Below are 18,832 nucleotides of genomic sequence, written 5' to 3'. Positions count from 1 at the left end.
ACTGACTTATTTTTTATAAATCCAAGGCAGGTTCGAGAAGCTTCTCCATCCTTTTCTTCACCATATCCACAGATCCTGCATAATTATTAACCATTAAGGAAAATACCAGCGTTCTTCCGGAATTGGTTTTCAGGTATCCTGCCAGTGTTTTTACTTTGTTCAAAGTTCCCGTTTTGGCAAAGATCTGTCCGTTTCCGGTTCCGAGGAACATTCTTTTCAGTGTTCCGGACTGGCCTCCTACCGGTAATGAATTCAGATAGGTCTTGTAGTATTTTTCATCCATTAAAGACGTTAAAAACTTCACCTGGGAGATCGGGGTTACATGGTTGCTTCTGGAAAGCCCGCTGCCATCCATATAATTAAGTCCCTCCAGGTCAAAATTACTTTCTTTCAGATGATCCGTCACTACGATCCTGCCGGATTCTGTGGTCTGGTCTCCCAGTTTCTGGAACCCTACGGTCTTAAGCAAAGCTTCCGCCAGAGAATTATCACTATGCTGGTTGGTATAATAAATAATATCACCTAAAGTGGGAGATTTATAAGCCGAGATCATTTTTCTGGTTTCGGGATTGGCATCCGTCATTTTAGGCGTCACTTTTCCGGTAACGGCAATTCCGCTCTTCACCAGGGTGGTCCTGAAGGTATTGGCCAGATAGGCCGGAGCATCCGGCAACCTGGTGGTCAGATATCCTTCTCCATCATATTTGTCTGCATACACAATCTGTTTCACATACGGAGAAACATAGAAATACTTTTTCTCTACGGAAAAACTGTTGCCCTTTTTTACAATCAGCTTTTCATTGGCAGGGTTTATCTCTTTGGTCGTCCCTACCGGTAAGTAATAATTATTGTTTTCCAGCCATACAACGTTTTCCGGAAGCCTTGAAATATTTCCTTTGAAGATCGCCGTCTGAATAATGATATCACCATTCACCTTTTTGATCCCTTCACGGGACATTCCGCCTACGAAGTCTGAAACAATATCCCTGTAAGACCAGGCACCTGCCTTATTGGTTCCCAGGGACGGGTCTCCGCTTCCGATGATATAAAGATTTCCGTTCAGCACCCCGTTTTCATCGATATTTCCTGAATATTCCAGCTGGGTTATCCAGCGGTAATTTTCCCCCAGCATATTAAGCGCTGTTTCTGTGGTCAGAAGCTTCGTTGTGGAAGCAGGAACCAAAGGGGTGTTTTCATTATACGAGGAAATTACTTTTTTCGTTTTCGGGTCGTACACTACGAATCCCCAGTTGGCATTTTTCAATACCGGATCGGTCATCATTGTGTTTACATTAATGTCTACCAGCTCTTTAGGCGACAATATCGTTTTCTCCACCGCCGAAGTGATGGGAGAAGGTAAGTTTAAAGTACTTTTCTGATTATCGTAAGCCTGAGAGTAAAGAACAGTAGAAACGGTAGATTGGGCAAAGAAAAAACCAGTGGCCAAAACCGTAATACCTGAAATATATTTTCTGAAATTTACCATCTATTTTTCATTTTCTTACAGTTTGGATGCCTTAAAAATCAATTAGTTAAATCAATGATTAAAGGCCCAAACATTTAAACAACGTTCAAAAGTAGAAATTATTGCTATAAGTAGATCCTTCACCGGCTTATAAAAGCCTATAAAATTTGTTAAAAATTGTTAAAAATCTACGAAAATGTCTTTTTTAATGCTTTGATAGGCAGTAATTTCATCAAATTCTTTTAGACTTAGCAAAACCATTTCCTTGAATTTGTCATAATTTCTTCCCCGCGGCAGCTTTAGCAGGATCTGGAACTGATACAGGTTATTAAGCCTGGCGATCTGTGCCCTTTCCGGTCCCAGCACACATTCTTCCGGAAGGTATTTCCTTAAAACGGAGCCCAGAAACTGGGAAGCCCGGTTCACCTTATCTTCTTTCCGGTGCTTCAGCTCTATCATGATCAGTTTTGTAAATGGCGGATAATGAAATTTTTGTCTTTCCTTAAGAAAATAATTATAGATCTTTGAAGCATCATTCATCTTTATAAGCTGGAAAACGGAATGATCCGGATTATAGGTCTGGATCAGAACCTTTCCTTTTCCGGAAACCCTTCCTGCTCTTCCTGAAACCTGGGTGATCAGCTGATAGGCTCTTTCTTCAGCCCTGAAATCCTGCACGTAGAGCAATGCATCTGCCCTGGGAATGGCAACCAGCTCAATATGGTCAAAATCCAGACCTTTGGAGATCATCTGAGTTCCTACAACGATGTCGGTTTCCCGGTTTTCAATCTTTTCATACAGCTTTTCATAGGCAAATTTCTTACGCATGGAATCTACGTCCATCCTGTCCACTTCATGGTCCGGAAACAGCCTGGAAACTTCTTCATGGATCTGTTCAACGCCTACTCCTCTTTCATTCAGGTTTTCGGAATGGCATTTCGGACAGGTCCTGGGTTTGGAAGCCCGCTGTCCGCAATAATGGCATTTCATTTCGTTGGACGATTTATGGTAGGTCATCACCACGTCACAATTGGAGCAGTAGTTGACATATCCGCAGGTTTCACATTCAACCACATTGGCATAACCACGGCGGTTGTGAAGAATCATTATCTGGCTGTTCTCATCCAGGGTTCTCCTCATCTCTTCAATCAGCCGTAAAGAAAAGCTTCCGGTAGCCTTCTTGGATTCCTGGGCTTCTTTGAAGTTGAGCAGTTCATATTCCGGCAGCTTTACCTTCCCGAACCTTTCGCCCAGAAAAATGTATTTCAGCTTATCCTTCCGGGCCGAATAATAGCTTTCAACAGAAGGGGTTGCGGAGCCCAGGATTACTTTTGCCTTATAAAAACCTCCCAGTACCAGCGCTGCATCTTTGGCATTAAAATACGGGGAAACCTCCTTAGGCCTGTAAGCGGAATCATGCTCCTCATCTACAATGATGAGTCCCAGATCACGGAACGGTAAAAAAAGTGAGTTCCTGGTCCCTATAAGTACCCGGATATCATTATTCTTAACTCTTTTCCAGACCTCCACACGCTCAAAGTCTGTCAGCTTCTGATGGTAAAAGCCCAGCTGTCTGCCGTACTTTTTTTCCAGCCTCTGTGTAATCTGTTTGGTTAGGGAGATTTCGGGGAGCAGGAACAGCACATTCTTTCCTTCACTGATGTATTCTTCTATTTTTTCCAGATAGATATGGGTCTTTCCGGACGAAGTTACTCCGTGAAGCAAAACGTTTTTATTTTCTTCAAAAGCTTCATCTATCTCTTCTCTAGCTGCTTTCTGTATTTCCGAAAGTTCTTCCACTGCTTCGATCTCGCCTTCATAGCTTTCCAGCCTGTCTTTTTGCAGATAATATTCCTCCACCAGGCCTTTATCCACCAAAGGCTTAAAATGGCTGTGTGCAAAGTTACCCTCGTCAAAGACCTCAGACTTTTTGACAGGAATATCCGGGTTTTCTGTCTGTTTCGAGAGTATTTTCAGGAATAGTTCCTTCTGTTTCGGGGCTCTGTCCAGCCTGGTGAGTATCAGGGTAAGGCTCCTGTTGTCCAGGAGGTCTTCATTGATCTTTACATAGGCTATCTCCCTGGCTTTATATTTTTCGGAGATTTTCTCATCAATCTCTATATATTGAAGATCGATAAGGGAATTGATGGTCCTGATGATATCTTTTTTAGGAATAAAGGCCTCGATATCTGAAAGATTGATCAGCTGCCTGACCTCCAGGGCCTGGATGAGATACATTTCATTGACATCCAGGTTTTCAAAATCCACGGTCACATTGGGCTTCAGTTTCAGATAGGTTTCACTTTCCAGTTTCAGGGAAGACGGAAATGCAAAACGGTAAATTTCTCCCAGGCTGCATAGATAATAATCCGAGAGCCAGCTCCAGAAATTAATCTGCTCTTCCGGCAGGATCGGCGATTCATCCAGAATACTGATTATTTCCCTTGGAACAAAGCTTTCGGGTTCTTCATCATGAATCTCAAAAACAATTCCCGTGTAGATCTTTTTACCACGGAAGGGAACCAGTACACGCATCCCGGTCTGTAATGTGGAAACCAGCTCCCCGGGCACTTTATAGGTAAAAGAGCCTTTGAGGTTCAACGGTAAAACTATCTGGGCGTATCGCAAAGGGAAGTAATTAAAATGTAAAATTAAATTTTTCTTTACACAAGTGCAATAATTTCTCCTTTTATCGTTCTAATGTTGGACTTCTTTAAACTAAATACCATGAAAAAATTCCTTTTATCCCTGCTTTTGCTTTTTATTACAATTCTTCCGGCACAGGAAAAGGTTTCCATCAACAAACAGGAAATAACGATCCCCATCGGTAAAAAGATATGGGTTAAGCCTGAAATTGAAGATGGCCGGATCATCCGTTTTGAGATCATCCGGGAACAAGACATCTCCGGTAAGGTAGATTTATTTGAATTGCTGAAACACTTTGAGAAAGATGACAAAAAGGATAACAGCATAGAGTTTACCTTCTCCGAGGCACGGATGATGGATACTCCTCTTTTTGCCCTGGTCACCATACAAAGGACCGGCAAGAAAATGACCTTTAAAGCAAAAATAAGGCTCAAAGGAGATTCTGCCTATTTTCCAACCTCCATCTTACCTATAGGAAGTAATATCATTTCCATAGAACAATGGAAGGATACTATCGATTCAATCTTCTTATACGACTTTAAGCTGGAAGGCTAGAATACAAACTCAATGATCTTATACCAGACCGCTGAGGTTAAAAATCCCGCAATGATGCTGAAACCGATGATCAGATTCGTCAGTTTGGTATTGAGCCTGAACTGCTCAGCAATAATGCTTGAAGTAACTACGGTAGGCATTGCGGCCTCAAACACAGTGATCCTGGCTATATTTCCTTTTATTCCGAGCAATAAGGCCAATCCTAAAACCATTGCCGGTGCCAGTATCAGTTTATAAAGCATTGAAACGGATATCTGGGGAATCAGTTTTTTCCATCCGTTGAACTTAAGCTGAAGGCCTACCGAGAATAAAGCCAGAGGGCTCACCGTTGCCGCAAGCTTATCGAAGAACGGCTCCGCCGATGTAAAATCAATGAACCGGGAAAGTACCAATGCTGCGATGCAGCCTATAAGCGGAGGAAAGGTAACCAGTCTTTTCAGAATAAACCCTGCACTTACCTTTCCGGACCGGCTTCCCCCTCTCACGGCAGCGATAATTCCCAAGGTTGAAAGCGAAAAAAACATGGTCTGATCACAGATAACAGCAATACTTAAAAGACCTTCGCCATAAAAAGCGCTGATCAGGGGAAACCCGATGAAAGAGGTATTGCTATAGCCACTTGCCAGCTCGAGAGTGCTCCTGGACCTCCCCGAATAACCTTTACGCCTGCTGTAAAGCATCATAAAAAAGAAGCAGAAAACAGCAATAAGAAAAGTTGCCACAATGGGAAAAAGCATTTCCAGGCTCCAGTGAACTTTAGGTATATACTTGAAAGAAATGGCGGGAAGGGCAAGATAAAGAATCCAGGTATTGATCCCTTTATGCGCATCAGGATGGATGGATTTTGTTGCTTTGAGCACCATTCCGGCAATAATACAGACGCCTATCAGAACAAAATTTACCATAGCTGAAGATATGATGCAAATTTACACAAGGGGTTTCATCCTGCAAAAATAATTCATATGCTTATAATATTAAACGGTCCCGTGTTTGATCCTTTGATGAAGCCTCAATGCTCCTGCATGGTGTCCCAAAGGCTCATTACCTCAATTTTTTCCAAAGGCTTCGATAACCGTATCTTTTTTGTGGTCTTCGGGAGAAGGTCAAAAAAGTTATCACTGAAATGGGTGCCACCCAAAAGATAAACATCCTTGGCCAATACGTCTGTTGAAATCCCAATTTCCGTCGGGGAGATCATCCTGATCCGAATATCGGGCTTTGGCAGCTTCAAATCCTTCGGTTTGGTAAGGAAATAATGGTTCCGGGCGATGATCCGTCCCTTACCGTCACTTGCCGCTAATTTTAAAAAGACGTCATTTTTATCAGTATCCGGGATCAGGTCTTTCAACGGGAATGTTCCTATCTTCAGATTATCCTTTAATGTCCTCCCTTTGCCATCAATGTTAATCTTTTTTATAATCTCACCATTGAATCTGACCACATGAACCTCTAAGTGAACATCTTGAAATTTCGTCAAATCATCATTCACAGCATAAAAGCTTAGCATTCCGTCTTTTTCTTCCATCAAAACAGCCTGTGGCTCAAAGCTTCTTTTTATCTGGTAATGCAAAGCCTTCCTGTTTCCTGAGTAATCGATGGAGGACCAAGAGACCACCGGCCAGCAATCATTCAACTGCCAGTATAGGGTTCCCATATTGTATGGCTTTGCACGGCGGTGGGCTTCTATAGCGATCTGCATCCCGCGGGCCTGTAGCAATTGGGAGATATAATTATACCCGATAAAATCTGCCGGCACATTATAATCCCGCTTCATATATACACCGATGATATCCCAACCTCTTGCATGCTTTTCGTGAGCTTTAATCACCGGGCTTTGCAGATCCAGGTCAGGGGTTCCGGAAAACATTGTTTTTGTTGTTTCCAAGGATGGCATTCCCTGAAAGCCGTACTCGGACATGAAGCGCCCCACCTTTTCATTGTATATCCCGAACGGCTGCTCTCCCCACCAGACACCCCAATAATGGGAATCTCCTTCTGTGAGGCTTTCCCTGTGCCCCCATCCAATAGACGGGGAGCTTGGCCAGTATATATTTTTTTCGGGGGTCAACTGCTCTTTCAAGGTATTCGGGATCAGCTCATGAAAAACTTTCCTATAGTCTTTCCAAACCTGCAGGGAATCCTGTTCCGAATATTTAAACTGCTTCTGGTATCCCCAATTGACGATCGCCTCATCTACTTCATTATTTCCACACCATAAGGCAATGGACGGATGATTCCTGAGCCTGCTGGCCTGGTCTTTCACCTCTTCTTTCACATTGTTTAAAAAAGCATCATCTGCCGGATAAAAGCTTCCAGCAAACATGAAATCCTGCCAAACCAGGATACCGTTTTCATCACAGGCCTTGTAAAATTCATCATCTTCGTAGATCCCGCCACCCCAGACACGGATCATGTTCATATGGGCTTCTTTGGCATCTTTTATCAGCTGCCGGTATTTTTCTTTCGCGACCGCAGGTGAAAAGCTGTCTGCGGGGATCCAGTTGGTTCCCTTTATGTACAAAGGATTACCATTGACCCTGAAATAGAAGGTCTTTCCTTTGGCATCTTTTTCCTGTACCAGCTCAATAGTCCTCAAACCGATCCTGACACGTTCATTTGAGAGGACTTTCGTTCCTTTTTGTAAAGAGATGTTTATATCGTATAAATAAGGATCGCCCCAGCCATTGGGCTGCCAAAGCTTCGGCTTTTCAATGGTAAAAGGAAGCCGGATGGTATTTTTCCCTTTTTTCAGGTGGACAGTACCCAGCTTCTCATTGATCAATACGGTATATGTGCCTTCATTATCAGCCGTAATTGCAGCATGAAGATCAAGATCCGCTTTTTGTTCGCTCAGACTTTTCTGCTCCACCTGTACATTCTCAAACCGGGCGCTGTTCCAGAACTCGAGCTTCACATCTTTCCAGATCCCTGCTGTAACCAGCCTTGGGCCCCAGTCCCATCCGAACTGATATTGTGCTTTCCTTACGAAGCTTCTCGGAGATTCAGGCATAGTAAAGGGAACTTTAGCGGCAAGCTCTTTTCCGGTGACAACGGCAGATTTAAATTTGATATACAGCAGATTATGGCCGGACTTAAGGTATTCTTTAACGGGAATCACCCATTTTCTGAACATGTTATCGGTCTTCATGAGCAGCTTTCCGTTCAGATAAATTTCGGAAAAGGTATCAAGACCGCAGAATACCAGATTGATATTCCGGTTTTTCAATTCTTCCGGTGAAACGGTAAATTCTGTACGGTAATCCCAGTCTTCATTTTCTACCCATTGTACTTTTTTTTCGTTTTCATCCCGGAAGGGATCCGGAATAATCTTATTGCTCATCAGATCAAGATGTACAGTTCCGGGAATTTTTGCAGGCAGCCATTGTTCTTCCTTTGAATTTCTGAACTGCCATCTTTCAGGGGACAGGCTCCTTTCTGAAAACTGGGCAAAGATTAAGTTTTGGACGAAAAAGAAAGCAAAAAGGATCGTTTTATTCATCAATAATAATGGTTATTTGATAAACAGCGTATTTTCCGTGGATGATAAGGCATTCGATCCGTATTCCGGAAATACAGCTGTAAAAGGGTCTATTTATTCTTTAAGGCCATCACCTCTTCCGCGCTGGGGAAACTTCCTCCATCGGTAATCGCGGAGGAATGGAAATAGGCAGCTTTTGTATATTCCCGGATTTCCTGAATATTGCCTGAACGGAGCCCTCCGCCTACTAAAATCTCTATTCTTCCGGCAGCAAGCTCAACCAGTTTCTTAAGGTTTTCTTTTCCTTCATCCACATTTGGTCTCTGGCCTGAGGTAAGAATCGTATTAAAGCCGCATTCAATGATTTTTTCCAAAGAGCCTTCCATATCCTTTGCCCTGTCAAAGGCACGGTGAAATGTACATGGTAAAGGTTTTACCAGCTCAACCAGCGTTGTGTTCTGCCGGATATTGACTTCGTCATTTTCATCCAGGATTCCGAAAACAAAACCGTCAATATGTAAGGATTTCAACCGGATCAGCTCAAGCTTCATCTGTTCAAATTCCGCATCGGAATAGGTAAAATCACCGCCACGGGGGCGGATCATTGCAAATATGGGTATATTGATGCGTTGTCTCAGTTGTTTTGCGGTTTCAAATGCCGGTGTTGTCCCTCCTTCACTTAACCCGTCACACAGCTCGATACGGTCCGCCCCGTTTTGAAAAGCAATAATGGCTGATTCGGGGTTAAAGCAGGCTATTTCAATTTTTGACATTTCAATGATTATTTTAATGCAAAATCCGGTTTTTCCAATCTGTTTCCTTTCTGATCATAAACGGCAAAATTAAACCCGTCCTGGATACAATATGAGCCGTATTCTCCTTTTTTATTTAAAGCAATAAAGCCAACCTGGATATCTTTCAGGTTTTTATTCCTTCTCTGCGTGATCTTCACAATCCTTTCCACAGCTTCTTTGCATGCCTGTCCGGGACTTCTTCCCTGCCTCATCAATTCAACGACGAGATGGGTACCTACTGTTCTGATCACTTCTTCACCGTGGCCTGTGGCGGTTGCCGCCCCTACTTCATTGTCTACAAATAATCCCGCACCGATAATCGGCGAATCACCTACCCTTCCGTGCATTTTGAAAGCCATCCCGCTGGTGGTACATGCTCCGGAAAGATTACCCTGAGCGTCCAGGGCAATCATCCCGATGGTATCGTGATTTTCAATATTTACAACAGGCTTGTACCGGCTTGTCTTCAGCCATTCTTTCCATTCTTTTTCAGATTCTGGGGTCAAAAGGTTTTCTTTTTTAAATCCTTCTGAAAGGGCAAACTGAAGCGCACCGTCACCTACCAGCATTACATGGGGTGTTTTTTCCATGACAGCTCTGGCCACCGAAATCGGGTTTTTAATGTATTCGAGACAGGCAACGGAACCGATATTGTAGTTTTCATCCATAATACAGGCATCCAGGGTCACTCTTCCATCTCTATCGGGGCGTCCTCCATAGCCTACGCTTCTTTCGCCGGGATCCAGCTCTACCAGCCGTACTCCTTTTTCAACGGCATCAAGAGCTTTTCCGCCCTTACCTAAAACCGTCCAGGCTTCTTCGTTGGCCTTTAGCCCAAAATTCCAGGTGGAAAGAACGATAGGTTTATTGATAGCGCCATTATCACCCTGAGGAAGCCGGCCGGCGATCAGGTCTAACGGATTGAGCAATAACGCGGAAGAGGCTATCGCCGTGTTTTTTATAAATTTTCGTCTTGAGTTCATTTATCAGTCAAGTTTAAAAGTTTTTTAAAAATAGATCACAAAGCTCCTATTTCATCTACAAAAAGCCATGCCTTGGAATCCGCACCGGGATTCCCGGCAGGGATAATTCCTGCATTTTCTATTTTAATTCTGATGTATCTTGAATTTTGTTTTCCCACATTCAGCCTGATCTTTCCTTTTGCGTTCAGAATCTCATCTTTTCCTATTTCCCCGATTATCTTAAAGTCTTTATTGTTTTCGGAAACAAAAACCTGTGCGGATTTTGCCAGGTGGATCCAGCTCCCTTTATTTTCAAGGGTATTGAAGTATACTTCGGAAAAGGCTGTTTTTTGTCCAAAATCAATGGTTGCCACAACATCTTTTCCCTGGAAGCCCAGCCATGTTTTTCCCAGCTGCTTCTGGTTCCCGATAATACCGTCCACCAAAGTAAAGGCTCCTCCGAAAGAATAATTCTCACTTGGCTGCTGTTCCAGGCTTATATTTTTACCGGTTGTTTTTGAAACGGTGATCTGCTGTGAAGAGATCGCGCTCTTTAATTTTCCGTCCTCAAAATAAGCTGATTTTATGGTCATGGACTCTGAAACCTGAACCGGATTCCGATAGGTTTCTGAATTTACCGTAGGGTCTGTTCCGTCCGTGGTGTATCTTATTCCATCCGGGTGCTGGGAAGTTGATAGCTCATAGGCAACCCCGTTATTTTGAGCAACCACTTTTCCCGAGATATTATAAATGCTTTTTGCATAATTGATATGCAGGTCATCCAGAATTTTAAACTGATTGATCACCCGGTTTTCAAATTCTTTATATTTTTTGGGATCTGATGTTCCCCAGGCGACTTCTGAAAGGGCGAATATTCTCGGGAAGATCATGTATTGCACCTGCTTGAAATCAGGAATGTACTCCGTCCACAAATTAGCCTGAACCCCCAGAATATATTTGGCTTCATCCCGGCTCAGCTCTGCCGGAACGGGATTATAGGAATACACTTTATCTAAAGGAGTGTAGCCTCCGAACGCATTCGGTTCCGTTTGGGGATCGCCCTGATAATGATCAAAATAACAATATGAGCCCGGCGTCATTACAGCGAAGTGTTTTGCTTTTGCAGCTTCAATGCCACCGTTTATACCCGTCCAGCTCATTACGGCAGCATTGGGGGCAAGCCCTCCTTCCAGAATTTCATCCCAACCGATAATCTTTCTGCCTTTGCTGTTGACATATTTTTCAATTTTATGAATAAAATAGCTTTGTAAGCCGTGTTCATCCTTCAGATTATTTTTTCTGATCAGTTCCTGACAGTGAGGGCATTCTTTCCATCTTGTCTTCAGGCATTCATCTCCCCCGATATGGATGTATTGTGAAGGAAAAAGCTGAATGACCTCATCCAGCACATTTTCCAGAAATGTAAAGGTCTCTTCCTTAGGACAGAAGACATCGTCAAAGACTCCCCATTGGGCAGCAGGCTCGAAAGGGCCCTTTGTACAGGCCAGTTCCGGATAAGCTGACAGCGCCGCGAGAGCATGTCCCGGCATCTCAATTTCCGGAACAATGGTGATATGTCTTACCTGGGCATAGCTTACCACGTCCCTGATCTGCTCCTGGGTATAAAAATACGGGCCGTACGGCTTTCCGTCGAAAGTATTATCTACATAGGCCCCGATCATCGATTCTTTTCTTTTAGAGCCTATCTGCGTCAGTTTCGGGTATTTCTTGATCTCGATTCTCCAGCCCTGGTCGTCCGTTAAATGCCAGTGAAAAGTATTCAGTTTGTACATGGCCAGATAATCTATGTATTGCTTTACTTCATCAACAGTGAAAAAATGCCGGCAAACATCCAGATGCATTCCGCGCCACGAAAATTCTGGGTAGTCTTCAATAACCAGACAAGGAATTTTTCTGTCTTTCCCGTGTTCTTCAAACAACTGAATCAAGGTCTGAAGCGCGAGAAAATATCCCTGGTTTGTATTGGTTCTGATTTCAATATATCCGGGGAAAACTTCTATTGCATAGGCTTCTTTATTCTGCCCGCCATCCGGCGATTTTAGCATTGAGCGTATCAGATGGGGTCTTTTTCCTTTTTTTTCATACTGAAATTCCAGGGATTTCAGCCGGCCCTTAAAGTATTCCGTTTCTTCTTTAGGAAGATTACCGCTTAATACAAGTGTTCCGGGAATCTGAAATTCTCCCTGGCTGAAATTTACTTTTTGGGGATAGGGAATTAAATTCAATCTGGATTGGCTGAAATAAAGGTTTGACATAAGTATGGAAAGAACCAATAAAAAACGCAGCATTTTTGTTTAATTAAGTTTTAAGCGAATATAATTATTTTCCGAAAAAGTTTTTATAGAAGTGAACGATCGGGGGTTGTGGTTAGGTATCAATATTAAAAACTGAAAGTTCAACTCTTCTCCAAATTAATGAGGAAAAATATATCGGGAACTTCATTTGACTAAAAGTTCCCGATACAGGCTAGCGGTATTGTATTTTAATTTATCAACGGTTCTGTTCGCAATTAAAATTGCATTTCGGGAATTTCTCCTTCGATAATCAGATCTGCTTCCGTAGCTTTTATAATGTCTTCCACAGATACTCCCGGCGCTCTTTCAACGAGTTTAAAGCCAGCCGGTGTGACATCGAGAACCGCAAGTTCGGTAACCACTCTTTTTACGCAATTGACACCGGTAAGGGGAAGGGTACATTTTTTCAGGATTTTGCTTTCCCCGGCTTTATTTACGTGCATCATGGCTACGATAATGTTTTCGGCGGAAGCTACGAGATCCATAGCGCCTCCCATTCCTTTTACCATTTTGCCCGGAATCTTCCAGTTGGCAATATCACCGTTCTCCGAAACCTCCATGGCTCCGAGAATCGTCAGGTCAACTTTTTTACCCCGGATCATTCCAAAGCTGAATGCCGAATCAAAAAATGAACCGCCTGGTAAGATTGTAATAGTTTGTTTTCCTGCATTGATGATGTCTGCATCTTCTTCACCTTCATACGGGAAAGGCCCCATGCCCAGGACTCCGTTTTCACTCTGAAACTCCACGGATATATTGTCCGGAACATAATTGGCGACAAGAGTGGGAATTCCTATTCCCAGGTTTACGTAATATCCATCTTTAACTTCTTTGGAAATACGTTTTGCTATATCTTCTTTTGATAACATAATTTAATGTGATAATGTTGCGGTAATGAGGTAATATGGTAGTATAATGATGATACCACGCCGTGATATCACCCCAGTCTAATCTTTTTTTCTAACCGTTCTTTGTTCAATTCTTTTTTCAAATTTCTCGCCCTGGAAAATTCTCTGAACCATAATCCCTGGAATATGAATCTGATTAGGATCTAATTCTCCGGGCTCTACTAATTCTTCTACTTCGGCAATGGTAATTTTTGCCGCTCCTGCCATCGGGTGATTGAAATTTCTTGCTGATCCTTTAAAGATCAGGTTTCCTGCATGATCTCCCTTCCAAGCTTTTACGATAGAGAAATCCGCTTTATAGGCATATTCCAAAATATGGGGCTTCCCGTTGAAATCTTTTACTTCCTTTCCTTCCGCTACTTCAGTTCCGTAGCCTGCGGGGGTATAAAAAGCGGGGATACCGGCTTGGGCAGCTCTGCATTTTTCCGCGAGGGTTCCCTGAGGAGTAAGCTCCACCTCCAGTTCTCCGGAAAGCATTTGTCTTTCAAATTCAGCATTCTCTCCTACATAGGAGGAAATCATTTTCTTTATCTGCCTTTTCTGAAGCAGCAACCCTAATCCGAAATCATCAACTCCTGCATTGTTTGAAATGCATGTTAAGTCTTTCACATCACTCTCCACTAAAGCATTAATTGAGTTTTCAGGAATACCACAAAGGCCGAAACCACCCAACATCAAAGTCATTCCGTCTTTGATTCCTTCAATGGCTTCCTTCGCATTTTTTACTCTTTTATCTATCATGAAATATTAGATTTTCTGTTGGCTAAATTTAATAATTTTTCCGGTACCTGCGGTATCCGGTATTTTTTTTAAGTTTTTAACTTATCTTTATCCTCATTAATTTATAGTTATATTAAGTTCCCTCATACAATTATTATCGTTAACAAATGAAAAAAGAAAGTTTAGACAAAGCCGGAAACGTATTCTATGTACTCTGCAGGATAAGCATCGGATTATTTTTCTTCCTCACCGGATATAACAAATTATTTCATCCTGTTTTTCAAGGATATATGCTTAAAACAATGACAGACCTCGGCTTCTCTCATCCTGAATTAATGGCCAATTTCGTAGCCTTCAATGAAGCGGTCTGGGGATTATTTTTACTTTTGGGATTGTTTACCAGACTAAGCTCTTTCGCACTGATTGTAGTGATGCTTGTAGCCCTGATCACAAAAGATATTCATAGCATTCCTTCAGAGCTGATGCCTATTGATCCTAAGGCAGCTGCCCGGCCAATGGATAATTTCTCATGGCTTACCTATTTCTTTTTTCTTCCGCAGGTATTGTATATAATGTTACTGGGATTATTTGCGCTTTATGGCTATAAAGCTTTTGGTATTGACAGGTTCAGACAAAAAAAGATAAATCCTTACAGATAAGGGAAACTCCCCTCTTTAATCCGCATCTCTGAATAATCAGCTTCAATGTAATAATTTCCCTGTATGCATAAATAGCACCTTTCGGGATCAATTATTAACATGATTTAAATGTTATTTTTACCCGATAATTGTTTGGAATATTCAAAAACTATTTCGTACATTTGCAACCTGTTATTCAACCTCTGACGAAAATCGTGTAAGTTGCTTAGCTTTAACCTTTTATTTTATTAATAATGGATTTATTAAAGTACGTACAGGATAAGTACATTGCAAAAAAAGATTTCCCTGAATTCAAGGCAGGTGACACTATTACCGTGTATTACGAAATTAAGGAAGGACAAAAAACAAGAACCCAGTTCTTCAAAGGAACAGTTATTCAATTGAGAGGTACAGGATCTACAAAAACCTTCACTATCAGAAAAATGAGCGGTGATGTAGGGGTAGAAAGAGTATTTCCTATTAACATGCCTGCACTTCAGAAAATTGAAGTTGACAGAAGAGGTAAAGTTAGAAGATCAAGAATTTACTACTTCAGAGATCTTAGAGGTAAAAAAGCCAGAATCAAAGACGCTGCTTTTAAAAAATAAAAATTCAGACAACAATAAATACAAAAAAGGGACTGCTTATAATAAACAGCCCCTTTTTTATTTTTATTCATCGGCATCATGCCATACAAAACCAGACCAGATTATCTGATAAAATCATATAAAGCATTCCAGAATTGCTCATAAACCTCAATATGAGGAAGGTGCCCTACATTTTCAAGCTCAATCAGCTTTGATCCGGGGATCTCTTTCTGTGTTCGTTTACCCAACTCCTGATACTGTCCCATTTTAGGCTGAAGCTCTTTCGGAGCCCTGTCTTTCCCTATCGCCGTCCTGTCTCTGGTCCCAATAATCAGCAAAGTAGGCGCCTTAATATTTCTAAATTCATAACATACCGGCTGATTATAGATCATATCTGACGTCAACGCTGCATCCCAGGCTACTTTCGGGTAGTCAGGATGTAACGTCCAGCCGGCAATTAGATCCAGCCATGGCTGATATTCCTCTTTCCACTTATTATCATAATAAAATTTCATTTGATAATTTTTATAGGTCTCAGCTGTATTTTTCAGCTCGGCCTGGTAAGCGCTGTCAATATCCTGATAGGCTGCGAAAGTTTTATAATCTTCAAGCCCGATAGGATTTTCAAGGATCAGCTTTTCCACCAGATCCGGGTACTGTAGAGTAAATCTTGTGGCTACCATCCCTCCCATCGAATGGCCGAGCACTATAACCTTATTTATTTTCAGCTCATCCAGAATGGCTTTTGTATTTTCTGCCAGTTGTGAGAATGAGAACTGATAACTTTGGGGTTTGGATGATTTTCCGAATCCTATCTGATCCGGAATTATAACTCTAAAACCTTTGGCAGCTAAGTCTTTAGCAGTTCTCTCCCAATATACGCCATTAAAATTCTTTCCGTGAAGGAGCATCACTGCTTTTCCGTTGGAAGCTGGTGGCTTTACATCCATATAAGCCATTTTCAGATCATTTTTCTGGGATCTAAAATTGATGAAATGAACCTCAAAAGGATACCGGTAATCCGAAAGCATTGCATCTAAGGGTTTTATCTGCGAGAAAACAGAGCCGGAAGCAACGGACAGCATCAATAGGGCAACAGCATTTTTGAAATACTTCATGATATTTTATTTAGGAATGTTTAAAATTAACAAAAACATTTCAAAATAATGTTTATTATCTGTTTAAACTTAAAAGGATATACGGCATACAATCGGGGTTAAAAATAAATTAAATAAGATTCAAATTATTAGAGATAAGGCATCAAATTAATGATTGAATTATTGCTTATCAGGACAATAATGTATAAATATAAAGTATAGCATTTAACACTGATTAATATTTTACACCATAACAGCCAACATTAATGATATCATTTTATTAAAAGCTAATATTCTATTAATTATATACTTATAATACACTTTTATATTGCTTACAAACACTAATTCCTATATATTTGATATTTACTTTTCAAAAATACACCTATTAAATTACAAAATATGAAAATCAAATTTTTACTTTATCTTGGGATATTCATTTTATCCATTTCTTCAGGAAGGGCCCAGGATTTTTTCACCGTGATCAGTGAAAGGTCTCTTAAAGCCGAACCTAAAAACAGAACGGTACAGCCGGAAAAGTTTCTTACTTATAAACTGGATGTGACCGGAATCAAAGGTTATTTTAATTCAGTTCCGGAACTGAAGGATCAGGATTTTAAAGGTAATGCTCCGGTCATTATTTTACCTATGCCGGATGGAACTAAAACAAAATTCAGAATATGGAAGTCTTCCGTAATGGCCCCGGAACTGGCTCATCAGTATCCTCAGCTGGTTACTTTTACAGGACAGGGTATTGATGACAGATATGCTACCATAAAACTTGATTTTACAGAATTAGGATTTCACGCCCAAATAAAATCTGTAGCAACAGGGGATATATATATCGACCCTTATGCAAAGGGGGATATTAATAATTATGTTATTTACAGGAAAAGTGATCTAATTAACAAAAATCCAAGTTCTTGTGCTACTAAGGACGATGATTCTCAGTCTGAAAAAAAAAGCGTTCAAAAAACCGTTACTCCAAGCGTAGGAAATCAAATTAGGATTTTCCGGCTCGCTGTAGCCTGTACGGGCGAATATGCACAAGCTGCAACAGGATTATCTTCCCCTACTGTAGCTCAGACCTTGTCAGCTATTGTAACATCCGTAAACAGGGTGAATGGAGTATATGAGCAGGAAGTAGCCTCAAGACTGATATTAATTGCCAATGAGACAAGTATTATCTTTACAAATCCTGCTACAGATCCTTTTAATGGAAATGATGATTCATTTACATTAATTGGAGAAAGCCAAACCCAGATTAATACCAGAATAGGGGCAGCTAATTATGACATAGGCCATACTTTCAGTACTGGCGGCGGTGGATTGGCTAACCTAGGATGTCTATGCGATAATAATACTAAGGCAAAAGGAATTACCGGCTCACCTAACCCTGTTGGTGATCCTTATGACATTGATTTTGTCAGCCATGAAATAGGACATCAGTTCGGAGGCCCTCATACTTTTAATGCGACAACAGGAAACTGTAATGGCAATCGTAGTGCTCTCAATGCCGTAGAGCCTGGCAGCGGGATAACAATTATGGCTTACGCAGGCATTTGTGGCAGTTTAAATGATTTGGCTGCTAATAGTATTCCTATTTTCCATACCAAATCATTTCAGTCTATTACGGAAACAGTTCAGTCAAGGACATGCCAGGTAACAATGTCCATTTCCAATACAGCTCCTACTGTAGATGCAGGAAATAATTATACCATACCTAAAAGCACTCCGTTTAAGCTGACAGGTTCTGCAACAGATGCTGAAAACAATGCTCTAACCTATTGTTGGGAACAAAACGATACAGGGCCGGCCGGAAACTGGAATGCACCATCCGGAAACGCCCCTCTATTCCGTTCATTTATGCCGGAAACTGTTCCATACAGATATTTTCCGAAAATTACAGATGTTATCAATAATACGGTCACTAAAGGGGAAGTTTTGCCATCATACGCAAGAACCATGGAATTCAGACTGACTGTAAGGGATAATAATGCAGGTTGTGGAGGTGTTGCAAATGATGATGCAACAATTACGGTAGATGGTAACTCAGGACCATTCACTGTGACTTCACCTTCCCTGGCAGTAAACTGGGCAGGTAATACTACTCAGACTATAACCTGGGACGTAGCGAATACAAATGTTGCCCCTGTAAACTGCGCCAATGTAAGCATTCTCCTTTCAACAGATGGAGGTCTTACTTATCCATATACAATTTTAGCTTCTACTCCTAATGATGGTTCTCAGACTATTACAGTTCCCAATATAAGCACTACAAAAGCCAGAATCATGGTTGCAGGAGAAGGAAATGTTTTTTATAATATCAATCCTGTTAACTTCACTATTACTGAGGAAGCATTGAGTGTTAATGAAATAGCCGGAAACAAAGAGGCATTTGCAATATATCCTAACCCGGGTAAAGGGATTCTGAATATTAAATTTACCAGCTTAAATGAAGTATATGATATCTGGGTATATGATGCAAGCGGGAAATTAGTGTTTAGCAAGTTAAACAATAAAGTAACCTCTGATAAAGTAGGTACTTTTAATTTGGCTCATTTAATCAAAGGAGATTATTTAATTAGGATTAAAGCTAAAAATATAGATCAAACAATAAAATGGATCAAACAATAAAGAATATAAAATAAGGTAATTGACGAAAGGCTG

At 41.2% G+C, this 18,832-nt stretch carries 14 protein-coding genes; 4 read left to right on the top strand and 10 right to left on the bottom strand.

The window, feature by feature from the left end:
• Positions 1-13: 13 nt before the first annotated feature.
• Positions 14-1,486 (bottom strand): D-alanyl-D-alanine carboxypeptidase/D-alanyl-D-alanine endopeptidase, encoded by a 1,473-nt coding sequence (gene dacB / locus ABMQ40_RS07225; protein WP_370898031.1) that lies wholly within the window; start codon positions 1,484-1,486, stop codon positions 14-16.
• A 159-nt stretch (positions 1,487-1,645) separates the two neighbouring features.
• Positions 1,646-4,093, bottom strand: a complete 2,448-nt coding sequence (gene priA / locus ABMQ40_RS07220) for a replication restart helicase PriA (RefSeq protein ID WP_370898029.1) — start codon at positions 4,091-4,093, stop codon at positions 1,646-1,648.
• 99 nt (positions 4,094-4,192) lie between these two features.
• Between priA and ABMQ40_RS07215 the strand changes: the two genes are divergently transcribed.
• Positions 4,193-4,666 (top strand): hypothetical protein, encoded by a 474-nt coding sequence (locus tag ABMQ40_RS07215; protein ID WP_370898027.1) that lies wholly within the window; start codon positions 4,193-4,195, stop codon positions 4,664-4,666.
• Here ABMQ40_RS07215 and ABMQ40_RS07210 read toward each other — a convergent pair.
• The 7 genes from ABMQ40_RS07210 to ABMQ40_RS07180 form a co-directional block, all read right to left on the bottom strand.
• A complete protein-coding gene (locus tag ABMQ40_RS07210) occupies positions 4,663-5,571 on the bottom strand; it encodes an AEC family transporter (RefSeq protein WP_370898025.1) in 909 nt (302 codons plus the stop codon). The genes ABMQ40_RS07215 and ABMQ40_RS07210 overlap by 4 nt on opposite strands.
• A gap of 104 nt (positions 5,572-5,675) precedes the next feature.
• Positions 5,676-8,165: a beta-mannosidase gene (locus ABMQ40_RS07205; protein WP_370898023.1), complete on the bottom strand. Its 2,490-nt coding sequence runs from the start codon at positions 8,163-8,165 to the stop codon at positions 5,676-5,678.
• A gap of 89 nt (positions 8,166-8,254) precedes the next feature.
• On the bottom strand, positions 8,255-8,917 hold the full coding sequence (locus tag ABMQ40_RS07200; protein ID WP_370898021.1) for a copper homeostasis protein CutC: 663 nt from the start codon (positions 8,915-8,917) through the stop codon (positions 8,255-8,257).
• 8 nt (positions 8,918-8,925) lie between these two features.
• The gene (locus ABMQ40_RS07195) at positions 8,926-9,921 is read right to left on the bottom strand and encodes an isoaspartyl peptidase/L-asparaginase family protein (protein WP_370898019.1); all 996 of its coding nucleotides are present in this window, start codon (positions 9,919-9,921) and stop codon (positions 8,926-8,928) included.
• A gap of 35 nt (positions 9,922-9,956) precedes the next feature.
• Positions 9,957-12,209, bottom strand: coding sequence for a beta-N-acetylhexosaminidase (locus tag ABMQ40_RS07190; RefSeq protein ID WP_370898017.1), 2,253 nt, complete (start codon positions 12,207-12,209; stop codon positions 9,957-9,959).
• 221 nt (positions 12,210-12,430) lie between these two features.
• The gene (locus ABMQ40_RS07185; RefSeq protein ID WP_370898015.1) at positions 12,431-13,084 is read right to left on the bottom strand and encodes a CoA transferase subunit B; all 654 of its coding nucleotides are present in this window, start codon (positions 13,082-13,084) and stop codon (positions 12,431-12,433) included.
• A 78-nt stretch (positions 13,085-13,162) separates the two neighbouring features.
• On the bottom strand, positions 13,163-13,864 hold the full coding sequence (locus tag ABMQ40_RS07180) for a CoA transferase subunit A (protein ID WP_370898013.1): 702 nt from the start codon (positions 13,862-13,864) through the stop codon (positions 13,163-13,165).
• Positions 13,865-14,010: 146 nt separating this feature from the next.
• On the opposite strand from ABMQ40_RS07180, the gene ABMQ40_RS07175 reads away from it, so the two are divergent.
• Positions 14,011-14,502 carry a DoxX family protein gene (locus ABMQ40_RS07175; RefSeq protein WP_370898011.1) on the top strand — a complete coding sequence of 164 codons (492 nt, stop codon included), beginning with the start codon at positions 14,011-14,013 and terminating at the stop codon, positions 14,500-14,502.
• 233 nt (positions 14,503-14,735) lie between these two features.
• Entirely contained in the window at positions 14,736-15,089 is a 354-nt protein-coding gene (rplS, locus tag ABMQ40_RS07170) for a 50S ribosomal protein L19 (RefSeq protein ID WP_370898009.1), read from the top strand.
• Between the two features lie 101 nt (positions 15,090-15,190).
• On the opposite strand, the gene ABMQ40_RS07165 is transcribed toward rplS, so the two are convergent.
• The gene (locus tag ABMQ40_RS07165; RefSeq protein ID WP_370898007.1) at positions 15,191-16,186 is read right to left on the bottom strand and encodes an alpha/beta fold hydrolase; all 996 of its coding nucleotides are present in this window, start codon (positions 16,184-16,186) and stop codon (positions 15,191-15,193) included.
• A 378-nt stretch (positions 16,187-16,564) separates the two neighbouring features.
• On the opposite strand from ABMQ40_RS07165, the gene ABMQ40_RS07160 reads away from it, so the two are divergent.
• The gene (locus tag ABMQ40_RS07160; RefSeq protein WP_370898005.1) at positions 16,565-18,799 is read left to right on the top strand and encodes a reprolysin-like metallopeptidase; all 2,235 of its coding nucleotides are present in this window, start codon (positions 16,565-16,567) and stop codon (positions 18,797-18,799) included.
• Positions 18,800-18,832: the final 33 nt, after the last annotated feature.

This window comes from Chryseobacterium gossypii (assembly GCF_041361455.1).
GTDB lineage: Bacteria > Bacteroidota > Bacteroidia > Flavobacteriales > Weeksellaceae > Chryseobacterium > Chryseobacterium gossypii.
Note: the sequence above shows the minus strand (reverse complement) of the source record. Positions and strands in the feature narration are given on the sequence as shown.